We start from the raw sequence: 20,039 nt of genomic DNA, 5'->3' as shown, positions 1-20,039 counted from the left end.
GAGATGACGGACACGTCCAGCAACGAGCCGAAGGGCGCAACGCCGTCCGTCATCGCGCAGCAAACGGCGATGCTGAATGCACTGCCGTTTTCCGACACGCGCGATTTCGACGACGCCGCGCGCGGCTTCCTCGGCACGATCGAGAATGCGGAGATCACCAATCCGCAAGGGCGGACGGTCTGGAGCCTCGAGCCGTACGCCTTTCTTGCCGCCGAGCAGGCGCCGACCACGGTCAATCCGAGCCTGTGGCGGCAGTCGCGGCTCAACATGCAGCACGGCCTTTTCGAGGTCGTGCCCGGCGTGTACCAGGTGCGGGGGCTCGACATTGCCAACATGACGCTGATCGAAGGCGACAGCGGCGTCATCGTCGTCGACACCCTGACCTCGATCGAGGGCGCGCGCGCCGCGCTCGATCTCTACTACAGGCATCGTGGCCAGCGGCCGGTCGCGGCCGTGATCTTCACCCATACCCACACCGACCATTGGGGTGGTGCGCGCGGCGTGCTGGAGGAGGATGCACTCGCGAGCGGCCGCGTGCCGATCATCGCGCCGAACTTGTTCATGGAGCATGCCGTCTCCGAGAACATCATCGCGGGACCTGCGATGCTGCGCCGGGCGCAGTACCAGTTCGGGCCTCTCCTCGCCAAGGGCGCGCGCGGGCAGGTCGATTGCGGCCTCGGCAAGTCGATGGCGGCAGGTTCGGTGGCGCTGCTGCGGCCGACCGACCTGATCACGGCGACCGGCGACCGGCGCGTGATCGACGGCGTTGAATTCGAATTCCAGATGGCGCCGAACAGCGAAGCGCCGGCGGAGATGCATTTCTTCATCCCGCGCTACAAGCTGTTGAACCTCGCCGAGAACTGCACCCACAATTTCCACAATCTGCTGCCGTTCCGCGGCGCCGACGTGCGCGACGCGCTGGCCTGGTCGAAATATCTGGGCGAGGCCTTGCAGCTCTGGGATGGCAAGGCGGAGGCGATGTGCGGCCAGCATCACTGGCCGGTGTGGGGACACGAACGCATCGGCACGATGATCCGGCAGCAGCGCGACCTCTACAAATTCGCGCATGACCAGACCATCCGCCTGATGAACCACGGCCTCACCGCGGCCGAGATCGCTGAAACGATCCAGCTGCCCAAGAGCCTGGAGGGCGCCTGGCACGGCCGCGGCTATTACGGCCACATCCGGCACAATGTGAAGGCGATCTATCAAAAATATCTGGGCTGGTACGACGCCAATCCGGTCAATCTCGATCCTTTGCCCCCGGTTGAGTCGGGCAAGAAATACGTCGAGTACATGGGCGGCGCCGACGCCATCCTCGCGCGGGCGCGTGTCGATTTCGACAAGGGCGAATTCCGCTTCGTGGCGCAGGCGCTCGGCCATCTCGTCTTTGCCCAGCCGGACAACGCGGCGGCGCGTGCATTGCTTGCGGATACGCTGGAGCAGCTCGGCTACGCTGGTGAAAGCGCGACCTGGCGCAATGCCTATCTGTTCGGCGCGCAGGAATTGCGCCAGGGCATGCCGAAGGTGCCGGCGCGCCCGCCGATGCCGCGCGAGACGCTGGCGGCGCTGCGCACCTCACAGCTCTGGGACGTGCTCGGCATCCGCCTGAACGGACCAAAGGCGGAAGGAAAGCACATCGTGCTGAACTGGAGCTTCTCCGACACCGGCGAGACCTTCGTGCTCAATCTGGAGAACTGCGCGCTGACTTACACAGAGGGCATGCAGGCGCACAATGCCGATGCCAGCTTCACGCTGGCGCGGTCGACGCTCGACGAGGTGATCGCAAAACTGACCAGCTTCCCGGAGGCCGTGGCCGCCGGCAAGGTCAAATTCGCCGGCAACCCGATGCGCCTCGCCGAGCTGATGGGCCTGATGGACGAATTCCCGCGCATGTTCGAGATCGTCGAGCCGAAGCGGGCCGTGGTGAGGTAGGGCAGCCGTCACCGCGTTCCTACTGTCATCATCCGGCTTGACGGGACGATCCAGTACTCCGCGGCGGGAGTTGCGTGAGCAAACTGCTGCCGCGGCGTACTGGATGCCCCGCCTACGCGGGGCATGACAGTGGCTACTCCGCGCTGCTCACCAGCTTGATCCGCGGCGCCTGTTCCTCGCCGAGGCTGCGATAGGCCGCGAGATAATCCAGCGCCATGCGACGCGCCGTGAAACGCGTCTCGAACTGCTTGCGAATGACGGAGCGGTCGAGTTGCTGCAGGCGGCCGACGACGCCGGCCGCGCTGAGGACGTCCTCGACGACGAAGCCGGTGAGGCCCTCGTCGATGATCTCCGGCACTGAGCCGCGGTTGAAGGCGATGACCGGCGTTCCGCAAGCCATGGCCTCGATCATCACCAGGCCAAACGGCTCCGGCCAGTCGATCGGGAGCAATAAGCCCAGCGCGCCGCTCAAAAAGTCCGACTTCTCGTGATCGCTGATCTCGCCGATGAATTCCACCAGCGGATTGTTCTCGATCATCGGCCGGATCAGCTCGTCATAGTAATCCTGGTCGGCACGATCAACCTTGGCGGCGATCTTGAGCGGAATGCCACAATGCGTCGCGATCTTGATGGCGCGGTCGACGCCCTTTTCCGGTGCGATGCGGCCAAGCACGGCGAGGTATTCCTGTTTCGCCGGCTTCGGCGTCAGCAGGTTCTCCGGCAGGCCGTGGTGGATCGTCCTCACCCAGTTCGCCTGCGGCACCGGCCGGCGCTGCGCGTTCGAGATCGAGATGACGGGGACCTTCGAGAAGGTGTTGAAGACCGGTTGATGCTCCGGCAGGTCGAGCCGGCCGTGCAGCGTGGTCAGGAACGGTGTCGGCTGCCGGTAGAACAGCGACCACGGATAATAATCGAGATGGAAGTGGAGGAAGTCGAACTCCTCGTCGTCACATTTCTGCCGCACCCGCTCCAGCATCACCATGTGCAGCGCATTGGGATCGCGCACGGAACCGTCGAGGCGGAGCGCCCGGGGCCATAACGCGTCCAGCTTCGCCGAGGTCTGCGAGTCGCCGCTGGCGAACAGCGTTACGTCGTGCCCAAGGGCCACCAGCTCTTCCGTCAACCAATGCACCACCCGCTCGGTGCCGCCATACAGCTTGGGTGGAACAGCCTCCGTCAACGGAGCTACCTGCGCGATGCGCATCTCACCATCTCCTCTGTGCGATCATGATTGTAGAAAGCCCCCGCCTGTTCAGCACCGGCACGCCAGACAAGGGAACGTTCCCGCACTTGCGAAGTTCCTCCTTCCGAACGTTACTTATTCGACACGTCGGACGCCTGTCGCGATGCTGCCATCACATCTTCGCAGAACGCCCGCATCCGCATGTCGTGATGGCGTTGCCCGGGAACCGAGGCGAAGTGGTCGATGTTCAGTCGGCTAACAACAAAAGTTTGAATCATCACGACGGGGTCAATAGTCACATGGATCATCTTTCTGGGTATGCGCACCGGCCGTTTGCCTTTGTTTTGCGCTATCTTCGGCGTCGGCTCGCGTCGCATCTCGTGATCCTGACCGCTGTGGTGGCGGCCGTTGCCTGCTCAGTAGGCACTCAGTATGGCGTCAAATCCCTGGTCGACAGCTTGTCGGCCGGCGCTTCGCATGGTGGGAGCGTATGGCTGGCATTCATTTTCCTCATGACGTTGATCGCCGCCGATAATTTCCTTTGGCGGATCGCGAGCTGGACCGCCAGCTTCACCTTCGTCCGTGTCACGGGTGATTTACGCCGTGACATATTTCGTCATCTGACCGGCCACGCGCCGAGCTACTTCTCCGACCGGATGCCTGGCATGCTGACGAGCCGCATCACGGCGACGTCCAATGCGGTGTTCACGGTCGAAAACATGTTCGTCTGGAATGTGTTGCCGCCGTGCATCGCAACAGTTGCGGCCATCGCGCTGATTGGAACCGTCAGCCCTTACATGGCACTCGGCCTGATGGTGATTGCCGGCGGCATGGTGCTTGCGATGTTCCGCCTTGCGGCCGCAGGGAAACCTCTGCATGACGACTTCGCCGACAAAGCCGCCGTCGTCGACGGCGAGATGATCGACGTCATCAGCAACATGCCGCTGGTGCGCGCCTTCTGCGGCATCGGGCACGAGCATGAGCGGTTCGACGCGACCGTGAACCGGGAGCTCACCGCGCGCGGCCGCAGCCTGCGCTATCTGGAGAAGCTGCGGCTTATCCATGCCGGCGTCACAGTCGTGCTCACGATCGCCCTGATGGCCTGGGCGATCATGCTCTGGCAGGACGGCAGGGCAACGACCGGCGACGTCGTGCTGGTCTGCACCCTCGGTCTCTCCATACTGAACGCGACGCGCGATCTCGCGGTGGCGCTGGTCGACGTCACCCAGCACGTTGCGCGGCTGACCGAGGCGATCGCCACACTGCTGGTGCCGCATGAATTGCGCGACCACCCCGAGGCCGAGCCGCTGGTGAAGAGCGGCGCCGCGATCGCGTTCAACAATGTCACCTTCGGCTATCCCGGCGGCGAAAAGATCTTCGAGCGCTTCAGCCTGCGGCTGCAACCCGGCCAGCGCGTCGGCCTGGTCGGCCAGTCCGGCGGCGGCAAGTCGACGCTGTTCACGCTGCTCCAGCGCTTCTACGATACCGACGAGGGAAGTATCACCATCGACGGCCAGGACATTTCCAAGGTGACGCAGCTGAGCCTGCGCGAGGCCATCTCGGTCGTGCCGCAGGACATTTCCTTGTTCCACCGCTCGATTCGCGAGAATATCCGCTATGGTCGCCCGAACGCGACCGACGACGAGGTGCTGCGTGCGGCCATTGCGGCGCGCTGCGATTTCGTCGAGAGTCTGCCTGGTGGTCTCGACACCATGGTCGGCGACCGCGGCGTCAAGATGTCCGGCGGCCAGCGCCAGCGCATCGCAATCGCGCGCGCCTTCCTGAAGGACGCGCCGATCCTGCTGCTGGACGAGGCGACCGCCGCGCTCGACAGCGAATCCGAGGAGGCGATCCGCGAGGCGTTGTCGCGGCTGATGCGCGGCCGGACGGTCATCGCGATCGCGCATCGCCTCGCGACCCTGCGCAATTTCGATCGCGTGGTCGTGTTGAGGGGTGGTAAGATCATCGAGGACGGGTCGCCCGAGCGTCTGATGCAGGGCCACGGGCCCTATCGTGAGCTGGTCACGCAGGAAATGAGCCGGCTCGCCCAAGCCGCCGCGTAAACCAATAGTCGCGTTCGAGTCGGTTGCGTGTCGAAACAAGCGCAGGGGAGCTGCTGATGTCGGTTGAAGCCGTTACCCAATTCGTCTCCGTGACGCGGACCGTGGACCAGGTCGCGGAGCAGCCTTTCTATATTCCGATGACGGGACCGTCAGCGCGGCCGCGGCGTTCGCTCAAGCACGACGACACCTTTATCGTGCTCGACAGCCATGGCGACATCGGCGCTTCGGCCGGCGGGCCCGATGGCCTGTTTCATCACGACACGCGCTACCTTGCGAGGCTCGAGCTCGTGCTCGACGATCTCCAGCCGTTGCTGCTGGGCTCGAACCTGCGCGACGACAATTCAGCCCTGACCGTCGATCTCACCAATCCGGACATCTACCGGCAGGGCAGCCTCGTGCTGCAAAAGGACCTGCTGCACATCGTGCGCACGATCTTCCTATGGCGCGGCACCGCCTATCAGCGCATCGGCGTGCAGAACCACGGCGACCGCCCGGCCGGCTTTGCGCTGACGCTGCTGTTCGACAACGATTTCGCCGATCTGTTCGAGGTCCGCGGCGAACGGCGCCCGCGCCGCGGCATCGGCTCGAGCCGGCTGTTGGGACCGACCGACGTGCTGTTCGACTACCGCGGTCTCGATGACGCCGAGCGCACCACGGGCCTGCATTTCGACCCGCGCCCAACCAAGTTGTCGGTGAATGCCGCGACCTGGCAGCTCGAACTCGACCCGCATGAGTCGAAATCCTTGTTCGTGGCCGTGTCCTGCAATCGGCCGGTCGCGGAGAAGCCTGCTCGCTTTTTCAGAAGCCTGCTCGCCCATCGCCGCGAGATGCGGCAATCGACGATGGGGGCGGCCAGCATCGAGACCTCCAACAACATCTTCAACGAGGTGCTGTGCCAGGCCATGGCCGACCTCAACATGCTGATGACGGAGACGCCGCAGGGCCGCTATCCCTATGCGGGAATTCCCTGGTACTCGACGACGTTCGGCCGTGACGGGCTGATCACCGCGTTGCAGATGCTGTGGGTCGATCCGCGAATCGCCAAGGGCGTGCTGCGGCGGCTCGCCCATTTCCAAGCCAAGGCGGTCGATCCGCTCGCCGATGCCGCGCCAGGCAAGATCCTGCATGAGATGCGCGGCGGCGAGATGGCGGCGCTGCGGGAGGTACCGTTCGCGCAATATTACGGCAGCGTCGATTCCACGGCCTTGTTCGTCCTGCTGGCGGGAAGCTATTTCGAGCGCACCGGCGACCAGACGACGTTGACCGAGCTGTGGCCGGCGATCGAGGCGGGGCTGGCCTGGATCGACGGTCCGGGGGACCCCGACAAGGACGGCTTCGTCGAATATCAGCGCGCCACGGAAAAGGGCCTCGCCAACCAGGGCTGGAAGGATTCCTACGACGCGATCTTCCATGCTGATGGCCAGCTCGCGGAAGGCAATCTCGCGCTGGCCGAGGTTCAAGGTTACGTCTTTGCGGCCAAGCGGCTCGCCGCGCGCTGCGCGCTCCGCCTGGGCAAGCCTGATCTCGCCAAGAAGCTCGAGGCCGAGGCCAAGACGCTGGCCGAGCGTTTCGAGGCCGCGTTCTGGTGCGAGGAGCTCGGTACCTATGCGCTTGCGCTCGACGGCAAGAAGCGGCCCTGCAAGGTGCGGACCTCCAACGCCGGCCAGGTCCTGTTCAGCGGCATGATCCGCGAGGACCGCGCGCGCCTCGTCGCCGCCGATTTGATGCGGCCGCATTTCTTCTCGGGCTGGGGCATCCGCACCGTCGCGCAAGGCGAGGTGCGTTACAATCCGATGTCCTATCATGACGGGTCGATCTGGCCGCACGACAATGCGCTGATCGCGCTCGGGCTCGCGCGTTATGGGCTCAAGCATTCGGTCGCGCATGTCTTCAAGGGATTGTTCGACGCCGCGACCTACATGGACCTGCGCCGGTTGCCCGAATTGTTCTGCGGTTTCCGGCGCGAAAAGCGGCGCGGCCCGACGCTCTATCCGGTCGCCTGCGCGCCGCAGGCCTGGGCCAGCGCAACGGCGTTCACGCTATTGGAGGCGGCGCTGGGCATCGAGTTCGACGTGGCGCGCGGCGAGATCCGGCTGCGCAATCCGCATCTGCCGGCGTTCCTGCACGAGGTGATCTTGCGCGATCTGCGTCTGGGCGAGTCCAGCGTGGACCTGCGCGTCAGCCGCCATGGCGACGACGTGGCGCTGGAGGTGTTGCGCACGCGTGGCCAGATTCAGGTCTCGATCGTGCTGGCGCGCTAGCGGCGCGCCGGAAGGAGGGTGCATGCGTACCGCCGGATGGTTGGCTCTGGGCGTCGTGATCGTCTGCGGAACGACTCTCGCCGTGTCACGCGCCGCGGAGGAGTCGCCCGCACCCTCGACGGAAGCGAATGCACCGCCGACGGCGCAGCCGCCGGCGTCATCGGTCCCCGTCACGCCAAAGAATGCCGCGCCACCGCCGTCGGTCACGATCATCGGCGCGAGCGATGCGCACGGTGTGCTTGGCCGTGACGTGCTCAGCGCGGCGAACGAAGACATGGGCCGCATCGTCGACGTCATCGTCGATCGGAGCGGGCACGTGCGCGCCGCCGTGATCGATTTCGGCGGCTTCCTCGGCGTCGGCAGCCGCAAGATCGTGGTGGACTGGAACGCGCTCCGATTCGGCAAGATCACCAACAAGAAGGACAGCATCACGCTGGAATTGACCAAGGCACAGGTCGCAGCCGCGCCGGAATACAAGGAGGACACGCCGATGGTGGTACTCGGCGCGTCCGGCAGCCTGCAGCCGCTGCAAGCCGTTCAGTGAGGCGCGGGGAGGGATGGCCGCCGGTGCTGTTGTCGAGGAAGCCGAATGATGCAGACCGCGAGGGCCGCGTTGAGCAGGATAAATTCTCGGCGCCGTCGCCTGCCGGCATTCCGGCGCCGTCGCGCCAAAGCCTGCGTGGCCTCGACTGGTTCATCTTCTTCCTCGCCGACGTGCAGACCGGATTCGGGCCGTTCATCGCAGTTTATCTGACGACCCAGAAATGGACCCAGGTCGAGATCGGCCTCGTGCTGTCGATCGGCGGCATCGTTGCCCTGATCGGCCAGATGCCAGGCGGCGCCATCATCGATGCCGCCAAATCCGAACGGCTGGTCGCAGGCCTCGCCATCGCCACCATCGGCTGCTGCGCGCTCGCCTATGCGGCGATGCCAGTCTTCCCCGTGGTGGTGGCTGCGGCCACCCTGCACGCGGCTGCGAGCTGCGTGCTCGGACCGGCGATCGCGGCGATCAGCCTCGGTCTGGTCGGCCCGCTCGCGATCGGCGAGCGTCTCGGCCGCAACGCGCGCTTTGCTTCGCTTGGCAACGGCGTTGCGGCCGCCGTGATGGGAACGGCCGGCTATCTGCTGTCGAGCCGCTCGGTATTCCTGGTCACCTTTCTGCTCGCAATCCCCACCTTGATCGCGCTCTCTCGCATCCGCGAGCATGAGGTCGACATCGCGCGCTGTCACGGCGAGATGCCGCGCGAGGCGGAGGATCGCGGCGACACCAATATCTGGCATCTGATCCGGCAGCGGCCGCTCATTGTCTTTGCGCTCAGCGTGCTCTTGTTGCAGCTCGCGAACGCCTCGATGATGCCGCTGATGGCAAGCGCGGTGACAGCGCGATCGAGCGAGTGGGCGACGGTGCTCGTCGCTTTTTGCATTGTCGTGCCGCAGGCGATCGTGGCGCTGCTGTCGCCGAGCGTCGGGCGCAAGGCGCAAGTATGGGGCCGCAGGCCGCTGCTGCTGATCGGATTCGCGGCGCTGACGATTCGCGGTCTGCTGTTCGCGACAGTGCGCGATCCGTATCTGCTGGTGCTGGTGCAGGTGTTCGACGGCCTCACAGCGGCGGTGTTCGCGGTGATGATCCCGCTGATCGTGGCCGACGTCGCCTTCGGCAGCGGCCATTTCAACCTCGCGCAGGGCATTGTCGGCACGGCAATGGGCATCGGCGCGTCGCTGAGCACCGCGCTTGGCGGCTATGTCAGCGATAAATTCGGCAATGCCATGGCGTTCACCGGACTGTCCGGCGTCGCGGCGACGGGACTTCTGCTTATTCTGCTTGTCATGCCGGAGACGCGGCGCAAGGGCATGATCGCAGCAAAAGAAATGGCCGGCTGAATCAATCAGCCGGCCATGAGGGGGTGGGAGAGGGGAGATCAGGCGTCGAGATTGTGCAGGCGTGCGCGGTTGCGCAGCACGATATGGCGGGCGCCGGAGAAGCCGAGAATGCCCTGGGCGTGAAGCTGCGACAGCGCGCGCGAGACGGTCTCGAGCGTGAGACCGAGATAGTCGCCGATGTCGCGGCGGCACATCGGCAGCGCCATCATGCCTGCAACCGCGAGGCGGCGGTCCATTTCGAGCAGGAAGGTTGCGACGCGCTCCATCGCGGTCTTGCGGCCCAGCAGCAGCATGTGGTCCTCGGCGTGGCGAAGCTCACCGGCGGTCATCGCCCAAAGCTTGCGGGCGACCTGGACGTCGGTGGCTGCGGCCTTCTCGAGGCTCGCGCGCTTCACGAGGCGCACAGTGGTGTCGATGATAGCTTCAGCAGCAAGGCGGTGGGTGGTGCCGGATTCGAGCCCGAACACGTCGCCGGGAAGGTGGAAGGAGCCGATCTGGCGGCGGCCGTCGGAGAGAAGCTTGTAGCTGCGCACGGCGCCGGTGACGACCTGATAGACATACTCGGCCGACTCGTCCTCGCCATAGATTTCCTCTTCCTTGCGGTAGGAGAACTCGGTGGCAACGAGGCCGACATGGCCGGCGATCGCACCGAACTGGTCGGAGACGGGATGGGCGGGTGCGATCTTGCCGCCGATCTGGGTCTTGATCGCCGGGGCGTTGAAGGTCTGGGTCAGCATCTGCGCCATCTCCGTTGTGATGACGCTTAGGTACGCGGTATCGGGTGCCTCGAAAATTTCGCGAGATATCTTAAGGAGATTGCCTTACGTAGAATCCCGTAGGTCAGCTATGGACCCCGGTTCTGGATGGCGTGGCGAATGCGTTTGACCAGGTTTTCGTCCAGAAGCGGCTTCAGAATCACTTCATTCACGCCCGCGGCCGCCGCCCGGGCCGAGATATTCGAGTCGGGATAGCCGGTGATCAGGATCACGGGGGTATCGCCCTCGGACTGGCGCAGTCGCCCGGCCAGCTCGATGCCGTTAAAGTCAGGCATTTTGTAGTCGATCACGTAACAGTCTGCACCGGACGGGCGCGCCGCATTGAGCAGCGCCGTGGCGTTCCTGAAGGTCCGTACGGCAAAACCGTCGGTTTCCAGCAAAAACCTCAGCGAGCCAAGCACAGCGGCATCGTCGTCGACCACATAGACAGTTGGCTTTGCGGGTGACGACATCTGGAGCCGCTCGGGATGGGAGCTGATCGCAATCATTCCGATCTGGTAGCACAGGGCGAGCGGAGGGTTTTGACTTGCCTCAACTCCTGTTGACTTCAATCATTGAGCATTCCGGCGCGCATCGCTAGCCGGACCAGCTCCGACAGGCTGTTGGCCTGCATCTTGGTCATTACGTTGGCCCGGTAGACCTCGATGGTGCGCGGGCTGATGTCGTACTCGCGAGCGATCAGCTTGTTGGAGAGGCCCGCGATCAGCCCCTCCATGACCTGTCGTTCTCTGGGGCTCAGGGACGCGACGCGAGCGGCGACGTCCTGGCCCATGGCCTCGTTCCTGGCGGCCGGCTCGCCCTCGCGGATCGCGGATTCGATCATGGCGACGAGGCGGTCATCCTCGAACGGCTTTTCCAGGAAATCCATCGCACCGAGCTTCATCGCCTCGACCGCGAGCGGCACGTCGCCATGACCGGTCATGATCAGGATCGGAAACCGGCTGCGCTGCGCCTTCAGGCGCTTCAGAAGCTCGATCCCATCGATGCCGGGCATCCGCACGTCGGAGACGACGCAGCCGAAGGCGAGGCCGGGCAGGGCATCGAGAAAACTCTGCGCGTTGTCGAACAGTGTGACGCCGAAGCCGGCTGAATCCAGCAGGAAGTTCAGCGAATCCCGCATCGCCTCGTCGTCGTCAATGACGTAGATGGTTCCCTTGGTCGTCATGGATCAGTTCTCGTCGGCTGCCGGCAAGGTGAAGCGGAATGTCGCCCCACCCGATGCATTGCTCTCGGCCCACATCCGGCCGCCGTGAGCCTCGATGATCGAGCGGCTGATGGACAGTCCCACGCCCATGCCGGTGTCTTTGGTGGTGAAGAAAGTCTGAAACAGGTTTGGCATGACGTCGTCCTGGAAGCCGGAGCCGGAGTCGGAGACCTCGATCTCGATCATGTCGTCGGCGGCGCGGGTGTTGGTGACGACGAGCTCGCGCCGTGGCGACTTCGCCATCGCTTCCAGCGCGTTGCGGAAGAGGTTGACCAGCACCTGCTGGATTTGCACCCGGTCGGCGAGCACGAGATCGGCATTTGGATTGAGGCTGAACCGAAGCTGCACGTCCTGCTCGCGCGCGCCGGCGAGCCCGAGCGCGCCGGCCTCCTCGATCAGCTTGGACAGGCTCTCGACCCTTTTCTCCGATTCGCCGCGGGAGACGAAGTCGCGCAAGCGGCGGATGATCTGGCCGGCGCGCAGCGCCTGCTCGGCGGCGCGGTCCAGCGCGCTCTCGATCTTCGGCGTATTCGGATCCTGGCTTCCGGCGAGGAGCCGCCGCGACCCCTTCATGTAGTTGCTGATCGCTGCCAGCGGCTGGTTGAGCTCGTGAGCGAGCGCGGACGCCATTTCGCCCATCGCGCTCAGCCGCGAGACGTGGACAAGTTCGGACTGCAGTTCCTGGAGCCGCGCCTGGGTTTTCTGATGCTCGGTCAGATCGCGGACGAAACCGGTGAAATAGGGCTCGCCGCCCGACTGCATCTCGCCGATCGACAGGTGCATCGGAAAGGTCGTGCCGTCGCGGCGCTTGCCGGTCACGATGCGGCCGATGCCGATGATGTGTGGGTCGCTGGTGGTCCGGTAGCGCGCGATGTAGCCGTCGTGACGTGAGCTGTCGGGCTCCGGCATCAGGATGCGGACGTTCTGGCCGATCGCCTCCGACTCGACCCAGCCGAACAGGCGCTCGGCCGCCGCGCTGAAGAGCTGGATGACGCCGTGGCCGTCGATGACGATCATGGCGTCTGGAATCGTCTGGAGGATCGAGCGGAGGTGACTCTCGCGCGTGCGCAGGGTTTCCTCGACCTGCTTCTCTTCATCGACGTCAAGAAAGATGCCGCTGAGATGTCGGGCGGCGCCGGCGTCGTCCCGAATCAGCCCCGCGCGCGCACGGATCCACTGCGCTCTGCCCAACGCCCCCGCGACCCTGAACGACACGTCGAAGCTGCCGCCCCGTTCGGAGACGTGTCGGATCGCACTCTCGATCCGCTCGCGGTCGTTCGGCTCCAGCCGGGACAGGAACAGCGCGTAACTCACCGATTGGCCAGATTCGATTCCGAACAGGATCCTGGCCGTCTCCGACCACTCCAACTCCAGTGTCTTGAGATCGAGGTCCCAGGTCCCGACGCCAAATCCTTCGATTCGAACGCGGAAATGTTCGCCCCGGCCGTCATCTTGCGGATGAATCACGCGGGTCGGCGCCAAACGATCACTCCCATTCTGATGCGGGGAACCGCACAGCGTTACCGTTGGCAATGTACCCAAGGAGGGGCCAGAGGCAAGTTCCGATGTCTTATACCATCGGCAGATTTCCGGCCGGCGCGGTGATCCAAGGTTTTGATCTATCTCATCCTGCCCCGGCGGCGGTGGGCTTACGATCGGATCAAAGCTCATTGCCCCGGAGACTCCGATGACATACGCGACCGTGATGGTCAGCCTGGCGCTCGATCAGCCCAACGAGGCGCGGCTTCAGGTCGCGGGCGAGCTTGCCGAACGATTTGAGGCGTCGATCATCGGCGTTGCTGCGGCGCAGTTCGCCCCGCCGCTCTACTACAGCGATGGCGCCGCAGCGCAGGGACTGATCGATGAGGGAGAAGCCTCGGTCAAGCGACGCCTGAGCAGGCTTGAGGCGCAATTCCGCGCCGCGATCAGGAATCGCGGCGGGCATGTGGAATGGCGCAGCGCCATGGATTTCCCGGCGCGCTTTACGTTCGCTCAGGCACGTTGCGCCGACATCGTCGTCGCCGGCGGGCAGAGCCCGGCCTTCTCCGACGCCTTCGCGCTCGCGAGCCCAAAGGATCTGGTGATGCAAGCCGGCCGACCGATCCTGGTCGTGCCTGACGGGATCAACTGGCTCGATCTGCGCAGCGTCCTGGTGACGTGGAAGGATACGCCGGAAGCGCGGCGGGCGCTCGCCGATGCGCTGCCATTACTGCGCAAGGCCAGGGATGTCACCGTCCTCGCAATTCCCGAAGGTGACGACGACCGCACTGCCGCGGTCGCTGGCGCGACCGACGTGACGGCGTGGCTTGCCCGCCACGGCGTGACCGCGATCACGCGCGTTTCCGAAGCGGCCCGGAACGAAACCGTCGTCGGGCAACTGGAGAAAATTGCCGGCGACGTCGGCGCCAGCATGATCGTCGCCGGTGCCTACGGTCATTCGCGCTTCCGCGAACTGATCCTCGGCGGCGTCACCCAATATCTGGTCACTCAATCTGCCCGCTGCGTGCTGCTGTCGCACTGACGCTGGAGCGATACAAGACCAATCAAAGAGGACGCGCCGTGTACAGATTCCTTGAACAGACCGTCGAAAGCTACATGACGCAGGACGTCAGGACAGTGAGGCGCGACCTCGACCTGCTCGCGCTGAGCGAGATGTTCGAGCGCGATGATTTCAATTCCTATCCGGTCGAGGACGACGGACAGGTCGTCGGTATCGTCACCAAGTTCGACATCCTGAAGTGCTTCGCCTTCACGCCGAGCCAGATGCTGCCGCGCTACCACGACCTGATGACCCGCAAAATCGGCGACGTCATGACGCCCGACTTTATCTATGTCAGCCCCGACACGCGGCTGACGCGCGTGCTCCAGATCATGGTCGAGCACCGCATCAGGAGCATCATCGTGCTCGACGGCGCGCAGAAGCTGATCGGAATCGTCGCGCGCGAGGACGTCATCGCGGCGCTCAAGGCGACGGCACGCGACTGAGGAGGCGGCTGCAGATTCGCAATTCTCGACTCCGCCATGTCACGCAGGCGGTGGGCTGCCCGTTTATGCTCTGCGGTGCCCAAGCGACTGATATCGCTCTGCGATCTACATCGGTCTCACATTAACAGAAATCCACATAGCTTGATTTCAATCAATTCCCCGCGAGGGCGAATGTGGTTTCTGGCCCTGTGTTCTTTCAGAGAGAGTCCGCATGAGCCAGCCCTCCATCTCCAAGTCCATGACGTCAGGTGAAAGCGGCCTGGCTGTCGTGTTCGCGGTCACCGCCTTCCTCTGCGTGATTGCCTCGGCCAAGGCGCTCGATGCGCCCTTCGCCTTCCATGCCGCGCTGAGCGCGGCGGCGAGCCTGGCCGCGGTCTTCTGCATCATCAATCGTTACCTCGACCGACCGGCGGCGCTGCCGCCTGCGGAGATCAACGGCCGGCCCAACTACAACATGGGGCCGATCAAGTTCTCCTCCGTCATGGCGATGTTCTGGGGCATTGCCGGCTTTCTCGTCGGCCTCATCATCGCCTCGCAACTGGCGTGGCCGGCGCTGAACTTCGATCTGCCCTGGACCAGCTTCGGCCGCCTGCGTCCGCTGCACACGTCCGCAGTGATCTTCGCCTTCGGCGGCAACGTCCTGATCGCGACGTCGTTCTACGTCGTCCAGAAGAGCTGCCGCGTGCGCCTTGCAGGCGATCTCGCGCCCTGGTTCGTCGTCGTAGGCTACAATTTCTTCATCCTGATCGCCGGCACCGGCTATCTGCTCGGCGTCACCCAGTCGAAGGAATATGCCGAGCCGGAATGGTACGCCGATCTGTGGCTGACCATCGTCTGGGTCACCTATCTGCTGGTCTTCCTTGCCACGATCATCAAGCGCAAGGAGCCGCACATCTTTGTCGCGAACTGGTTCTATCTCGCCTTCATCGTGACGATCGCGGTCTTGCATCTCGGCAACAACCCGGCGCTGCCGGTCTCGGTGTTCGGCTCGAAATCCTACATCGCCTGGGGCGGCATCCAGGATGCCATGTTCCAGTGGTGGTACGGCCACAACGCGGTCGGCTTCTTCCTGACCGCCGGCTTCCTCGCCATCATGTATTACTTCATCCCGAAGCGGGCCGAGCGGCCGATCTATTCCTACCGTCTCTCGATCATCCACTTCTGGGCGCTGATCTTCCTGTACATCTGGGCCGGCCCACACCATCTGCACTACACGGCGCTGCCGGACTGGACCCAGACGCTCGGCATGACCTTCTCCATCATGCTGTGGATGCCGTCCTGGGGCGGCATGATCAACGGCCTGATGACGCTGTCGGGCGCCTGGGACAAGCTGCGCACCGATCCCGTGCTGCGCATGCTCGTGGTCTCCGTCGCCTTCTACGGCATGTCGACCTTCGAAGGCCCGATGATGTCGATCAAGGTGGTCAACTCGCTCAGCCACTACACCGACTGGACCATCGGCCACGTGCACTCCGGCGCGCTCGGCTGGGTTGGTTTCGTCTCCTTCGGCGCGCTCTACTGCCTCGTGCCCTGGATCTGGAATCGGAAGGGCCTCTACAGCCTCAAGCTCGTCAACTGGCACTTCTGGATCGCGACGCTTGGCATCGTCCTCTACATCTCGGCGATGTGGGTGTCCGGCATCCTCCAGGGCCTGATGTGGCGCGCCTACACCTCGCTCGGCTTCCTCGAATATTCCTTCATCGAGACCGTCGAGGCGATGCATCCCTTCTACATCATCCGCGCCGCCGGCGGCGGGCTGTTCCTGATCGGCGCGCTGATCATGGCCTATAATCTCTGGATGACGGTTCGCGTCGGCGAACAGGAAGTCCAGATGCCCGTCGCTCTTCAGCTGGCGGAATGAGGAGTCTTCCATGTCGTTCTGGACACGCCACCAAATCTTCGAAAAGAACTCGATCATCCTCATCGTCGGCATCCTGCTGGTGATCGCGATCGGCGGTCTCGTCGAGATCACCCCGCTGTTCTACCTCAAGAGCACGATCGAGGCGGTCGACGGGATCAGGCCGTATACGCCGCTGGAGCTCGCCGGGCGCAACGTCTACATCCGCGAGGGCTGCTATCTCTGCCATTCGCAGATGATCCGGCCCTTGCGCGACGAGGTCGAGCGCTACGGACATTTCTCGTTGGCCGCCGAGAGCATGTACGACCATCCGTTCCAGTGGGGCTCGAAGCGCACCGGTCCCGACCTTGCCCGCGTCGGCGCCAAATATTCCGACGACTGGCATGTGACCCATCTGGCCAATCCGCGCGCGATCGTGCCGCAGTCGGTGATGCCAGGCTATCCGTTCCTCAGCCAGACCGAGGTCGATCCGGACACGATCGCCGACCACATGCGCACGCTGCGGACCGTCGGCACGCCCTACACCGACGACCAGATCGCCAATGCGGGCGCCGACATGAAGGCCCAGGCCGATCCTGACAATGCCGGCTCCGACGCTTTCACCAAGCGCTACGCCAAGGCCGTGGTGCGCAACTTCGACGGCAAGGCCGGCACGCCGACCGAGATGGACGCGCTGATCGCCTATCTCCAGATGCTCGGCACGCTGGTCGATTTCAAGATCTACAACGAGAAAGCCAATCTTCGCTGAGAAGGCACCCACGATGAAAGCCATCCTGACACTCGACAATCTCGCGTCCGGTCTCGTGACCACGATCTGGACGCCGGTGTTCGTCGCGATCTTTCTCGCGATCATCGCCTACGCATTATGGCCCCGTAACAAGGCTGCGTTCGACGAAGCAGCACACCTGCCGTTGCGGGAGGAGTGAGAGACCATGACCGATCATCATAGCGACATCGATTCCGTCACCGGCAAGTCCACGACCGGACATGAATGGGACGGCATCAAGGAGCTCAACACGCCGCTGCCGCGCTGGTGGGTGATCAGCTTCTACCTCACCATCGTCTGGTCGATCGGCTACTGGATCGTGTATCCGGCCTGGCCCCTGATCTCCAGCAATACCACGGGCCTGTTCGGCTACTCGACACGCGTCGATGTCGCGGTCGAGCTCGCCAATCTCGAGAAGATCCGCGGAGCCAAGATGGTTGCGCTGGGCGCGGCCTCGCTCGCCGACATCGAGAAGGACCCGGCGCTGCTGGCGCTCGCGCGCGCCAAGGGCAAGACCGTGTTCGGCGACAATTGCGCGCCATGTCACGGCTCAGGCGGCGCGGGTGCCAAGGGCTATCCGAATCTGAACGACGACGACTGGCTGTGGGGCGGTTCGCTCGACCAGATCATGCAGACCATCCAGTTCGGCGCACGTTCCGGCCACGCCAAGACGCATGAAGGCCAGATGCTCGCATTCGGCAAGGACGGCGTGCTGAAGCCGGATGAGATCGTCACGGCCGCCAACTATGTCCGGGCACTGTCGGGCCTTCCGACCCGCAAGGGCTATGACGCGGCCAAGGGCGAGAAGATCTTCGCGGAGAATTGCGTCGCCTGCCATGGCGACGGCGGCAAGGGCAACCCGGAGATGGGTGCCCCTAACCTGACCGATAAGATCTGGCTCTATGGTTCGGACGAGGCGACGCTGATCGAGACCATCAGCCAGGGCCGCGCGGGCGTGATGCCGGCCTGGGAAGGGCGGCTCGATCCCGCCACCATCAAGGCGATGGCAGTTTACGTCCACTCGCTGGGCGGCGGAAAATAGCCAATCCGGGACAAGCGGGGGCGAACAAAAAAAGCCCCCGCTTGCGCTGGATCAACTGACGCGGCGGCGTCGGGTCTAGGTTTTATCGCACCTCTCGAAAAGCTGCAGGCGATGAACAGGACCGCGAACCCAAAAGAGCTCCCATTAGACGATGACAACGGGCCGCTCTATGTGGCCCAGAAGAAAGTCTATCCCCAGAGCACCTCCGGCACCTTCCGCCGGATCAAATGGGGCCTGATGGCCTTCTGCCTCGGCGTCTACTACTTCCTGCCGTTCGTGCGCTGGAACCGCGGACTCGGCGCTCCCAGCCAAGCGGTGCTGATCGATCTTCCCAACAGTCGCTTCTATTTCTTCTTCATCGAGCTGTGGCCGCAGGAGGTCTACTACTTCACCGGCCTGCTGATCGTCGCCGCGGTGGCGCTATTCCTGATGAACTCGGTCGGCGGCCGTATCTGGTGCGGCTATCTCTGTCCGCAGACGGTGTGGACCGACCTGTTCTATGCGGTCGAGCGTCTGATCGAGGGTGACCGGCGCGAGCGGATGAAGAAGGACAAATCGTCCGACCCGATGAAGCTGGAGCGGATCTCCGAGATCGTGCTCAAGCATTCGATCTGGCTCTTGATCGGGTGGTGGACCGGCGGCGCCTGGGTGCTCTATTTCAACGACGCACCGACGCTGGTCAAGGAACTCGTCACGTTCCAGGCGCCGATGCTCGCCTATGTCTGGATCGGCATTCTCACCGCGACGACCTATCTGCTCGCCGGCTACATGCGCGAGCAGGTCTGCACCTATATGTGCCCGTGGCCGCGCATCCAGGCGGCGCTGACCGATGAATGGGCGCTCAACGTCACCTACCGCTACGACCGAGGCGAGAAGCGTACGTCGGTGAAGAAGGCGGCCGAGCTGCGCGCGCTCGGGCAGCAGGTTGGTGATTGCGTCGATTGCTACCAGTGCGTGGCGGTCTGCCCGACCGGCATCGACATCCGCAACGGACCGCAGATGGAATGCATCCAGTGCGGGCTCTGCATTGATGCCTGCGACAATGTGATGACGAAAATCGGCCGGCCGAAGCGGCTGATCGGCTATGACAACGACGTCAACATCCAGCGCCGCCAGGAAGGCAAGGCGCCGATCTACCGCATCGTCCGGGCCCGCACCGTCGCCTACAGCGCGATCATCGCGGCGGTCGGCGGCATCATGATCTATACGCTGGCGACTCGCAGCCTGCTCGACGTCAACGTGCTGCACGACCGCAACCCGATCGCGGTCAGGCTCAGCGACGGCTCGATCCGCAATGCCTACACGGTGCGGCTGCTCAACAAGAGCGGTTACGACCGGGTCATCGCGATCGACGCGAGCGGCCCGGTCAATGCGACAATCCATGTCATCGGAATCGATTCTGTGACGCCGGACCGGCCGATGATCGTGGTTCCGCGCGACTCCACCAGCGAGCTGCGGCTGCTCGTGACCGCTCCGGTGGAGGGCAATCCGGAAAAGTCCATCCCGGTTCACTTTCACGTCACCGATATCGGCCTCGGCGAAGTCGCCAGCGCCACCGACAATTTCGTCGCGCCCTAGGATCAGGAGTTCGCCATGGCAACCAAGCCGCTGACCGGAACAAAAGTGTTTCTGATGCTGGTCGCCTTCTTCGGCGTCGTGATCGGCGTCAACGCGACCATGATGAAGCTCGCGATCGCGACGCTGCCAGGGACGGACGTCGACAGCCCCTATGCCGCGGGCCTCACCTATGACCGCGAAATTTCGGCGGCGCAGGACCAGGCCGCGCGCAAATGGAAGGTCAACGCCCATGTCGAGCGCCGCGCCGATGGCGGCGCCGTGCTTCAGGTCGAGGCGCGCGACGCGAGCGGCCAGCCGATCGCCGGACTGAAATTCGGCGGCCGCCTGGAGCGGCCGACTGACAAGCGCGCCGATCTCGCCATCGAGCTCTCGGAGGCCGGCATCGGCCTCTATCGCGGCAATGTCGCATCGGTCGCGCCGGGCCAATGGGACCTGGTGATCGAGGGCGAGGCGCGGGGAACGCGCGTGTTCAAGTCCCGCAACCGCGTGATCCTGAACTGAAGGATT

The 20,039-nt window shown here is 64.1% G+C and carries 19 protein-coding genes; 13 read left to right on the top strand and 6 right to left on the bottom strand.

All coding sequences use genetic code 11. From position 1 onward, the window contains the following. Nucleotides 1-3 precede the first annotated feature (3 nt). The gene (locus tag IVB36_RS35435; RefSeq protein WP_247394681.1) at nucleotides 4-1,935 is read left to right on the top strand and encodes an alkyl sulfatase dimerization domain-containing protein; all 1,932 of its coding nucleotides are present in this window, start codon (nucleotides 4-6) and stop codon (nucleotides 1,933-1,935) included. A 133-nt stretch (nucleotides 1,936-2,068) separates the two neighbouring features. On the opposite strand, the gene IVB36_RS35430 is transcribed toward IVB36_RS35435, so the two are convergent. Further along, on the bottom strand, nucleotides 2,069-3,139 hold the full coding sequence (locus tag IVB36_RS35430) for a glycosyltransferase family 4 protein (RefSeq protein WP_018457145.1): 1,071 nt from the start codon (nucleotides 3,137-3,139) through the stop codon (nucleotides 2,069-2,071). Nucleotides 3,140-3,249: 110 nt separating this feature from the next. Further along, nucleotides 3,250-3,495, bottom strand: a complete 246-nt coding sequence (locus IVB36_RS35425) for a hypothetical protein (protein ID WP_018457144.1) — start codon at nucleotides 3,493-3,495, stop codon at nucleotides 3,250-3,252. Here IVB36_RS35425 and IVB36_RS35420 point away from each other — a divergent pair. Genes IVB36_RS35420 through IVB36_RS35405 form a run of 4 tightly spaced genes read left to right on the top strand, consistent with a single transcriptional unit; the run spans nucleotide 3,418 to nucleotide 9,323 of the window. Beyond that, complete coding sequence (locus IVB36_RS35420) at nucleotides 3,418-5,181, top strand: ABC transporter ATP-binding protein (protein ID WP_026233312.1); 1,764 nt, start codon at nucleotides 3,418-3,420, stop codon at nucleotides 5,179-5,181. The two genes, IVB36_RS35425 and IVB36_RS35420, sit on opposite strands and share 78 nt — an antisense overlap. Before the next feature lie 56 nt (nucleotides 5,182-5,237). Beyond that, nucleotides 5,238-7,442 (top strand): amylo-alpha-1,6-glucosidase, encoded by a 2,205-nt coding sequence (locus IVB36_RS35415; RefSeq protein ID WP_247394579.1) that lies wholly within the window; start codon nucleotides 5,238-5,240, stop codon nucleotides 7,440-7,442. 22 nt (nucleotides 7,443-7,464) lie between these two features. Beyond that, nucleotides 7,465-7,986, top strand: coding sequence for a PRC-barrel domain-containing protein (locus tag IVB36_RS35410; RefSeq protein WP_026233310.1), 522 nt, complete (start codon nucleotides 7,465-7,467; stop codon nucleotides 7,984-7,986). A 23-nt stretch (nucleotides 7,987-8,009) separates the two neighbouring features. After that, nucleotides 8,010-9,323, top strand: coding sequence for an MFS transporter (locus IVB36_RS35405; RefSeq protein WP_166517750.1), 1,314 nt, complete (start codon nucleotides 8,010-8,012; stop codon nucleotides 9,321-9,323). A gap of 38 nt (nucleotides 9,324-9,361) precedes the next feature. On the opposite strand, the gene IVB36_RS35400 is transcribed toward IVB36_RS35405, so the two are convergent. From IVB36_RS35400 to fixL, 4 genes are all read right to left on the bottom strand, one after another. Continuing rightward, nucleotides 9,362-10,060 (bottom strand): helix-turn-helix domain-containing protein, encoded by a 699-nt coding sequence (locus IVB36_RS35400; protein WP_026233309.1) that lies wholly within the window; start codon nucleotides 10,058-10,060, stop codon nucleotides 9,362-9,364. A 107-nt stretch (nucleotides 10,061-10,167) separates the two neighbouring features. Next, on the bottom strand, nucleotides 10,168-10,587 hold the full coding sequence (locus tag IVB36_RS35395; protein ID WP_247394564.1) for a response regulator: 420 nt from the start codon (nucleotides 10,585-10,587) through the stop codon (nucleotides 10,168-10,170). Nucleotides 10,588-10,646: 59 nt separating this feature from the next. Further along, the gene (fixJ, locus tag IVB36_RS35390; RefSeq protein WP_018457137.1) at nucleotides 10,647-11,264 is read right to left on the bottom strand and encodes a response regulator FixJ; all 618 of its coding nucleotides are present in this window, start codon (nucleotides 11,262-11,264) and stop codon (nucleotides 10,647-10,649) included. A 3-nt stretch (nucleotides 11,265-11,267) separates the two neighbouring features. After that, a complete protein-coding gene (gene fixL, locus IVB36_RS35385) occupies nucleotides 11,268-12,785 on the bottom strand; it encodes a sensor protein FixL (RefSeq protein WP_085362240.1) in 1,518 nt (505 codons plus the stop codon). A 205-nt stretch (nucleotides 12,786-12,990) separates the two neighbouring features. On the opposite strand from fixL, the gene IVB36_RS35380 reads away from it, so the two are divergent. From IVB36_RS35380 to IVB36_RS35345, 8 genes are all read left to right on the top strand, one after another. Further along, the gene (locus IVB36_RS35380) at nucleotides 12,991-13,824 is read left to right on the top strand and encodes a universal stress protein (protein ID WP_247394561.1); all 834 of its coding nucleotides are present in this window, start codon (nucleotides 12,991-12,993) and stop codon (nucleotides 13,822-13,824) included. A gap of 38 nt (nucleotides 13,825-13,862) precedes the next feature. Further along, a complete protein-coding gene (locus tag IVB36_RS35375) occupies nucleotides 13,863-14,288 on the top strand; it encodes a CBS domain-containing protein (RefSeq protein ID WP_085362242.1) in 426 nt (141 codons plus the stop codon). Between the two features lie 211 nt (nucleotides 14,289-14,499). Beyond that, complete coding sequence (gene ccoN, locus IVB36_RS35370; protein WP_247394558.1) at nucleotides 14,500-16,149, top strand: cytochrome-c oxidase, cbb3-type subunit I; 1,650 nt, start codon at nucleotides 14,500-14,502, stop codon at nucleotides 16,147-16,149. A gap of 10 nt (nucleotides 16,150-16,159) precedes the next feature. Continuing rightward, complete coding sequence (ccoO, locus tag IVB36_RS35365; RefSeq protein ID WP_247300297.1) at nucleotides 16,160-16,894, top strand: cytochrome-c oxidase, cbb3-type subunit II; 735 nt, start codon at nucleotides 16,160-16,162, stop codon at nucleotides 16,892-16,894. 13 nt (nucleotides 16,895-16,907) lie between these two features. After that, a complete protein-coding gene (locus tag IVB36_RS35360) occupies nucleotides 16,908-17,072 on the top strand; it encodes a CcoQ/FixQ family Cbb3-type cytochrome c oxidase assembly chaperone (protein ID WP_018457132.1) in 165 nt (54 codons plus the stop codon). 6 nt (nucleotides 17,073-17,078) lie between these two features. Further along, nucleotides 17,079-17,954 (top strand): cytochrome-c oxidase, cbb3-type subunit III, encoded by an 876-nt coding sequence (gene ccoP / locus IVB36_RS35355; protein ID WP_247394677.1) that lies wholly within the window; start codon nucleotides 17,079-17,081, stop codon nucleotides 17,952-17,954. A gap of 111 nt (nucleotides 17,955-18,065) precedes the next feature. Then, on the top strand, nucleotides 18,066-19,532 hold the full coding sequence (gene ccoG, locus IVB36_RS35350; RefSeq protein ID WP_085362245.1) for a cytochrome c oxidase accessory protein CcoG: 1,467 nt from the start codon (nucleotides 18,066-18,068) through the stop codon (nucleotides 19,530-19,532). 15 nt (nucleotides 19,533-19,547) lie between these two features. Next, nucleotides 19,548-20,033, top strand: a complete 486-nt coding sequence (locus tag IVB36_RS35345) for a FixH family protein (RefSeq protein ID WP_247394533.1) — start codon at nucleotides 19,548-19,550, stop codon at nucleotides 20,031-20,033. Nucleotides 20,034-20,039: the final 6 nt, after the last annotated feature.

It is taken from the genome of Bradyrhizobium sp. 35, from assembly GCF_023073215.1.
Lineage (GTDB): Bacteria > Pseudomonadota > Alphaproteobacteria > Rhizobiales > Xanthobacteraceae > Bradyrhizobium > Bradyrhizobium canariense_D.
The sequence above is the reverse complement of the archived record's forward strand: the minus strand, read 5'-3'. Positions and strand labels throughout refer to the sequence as shown.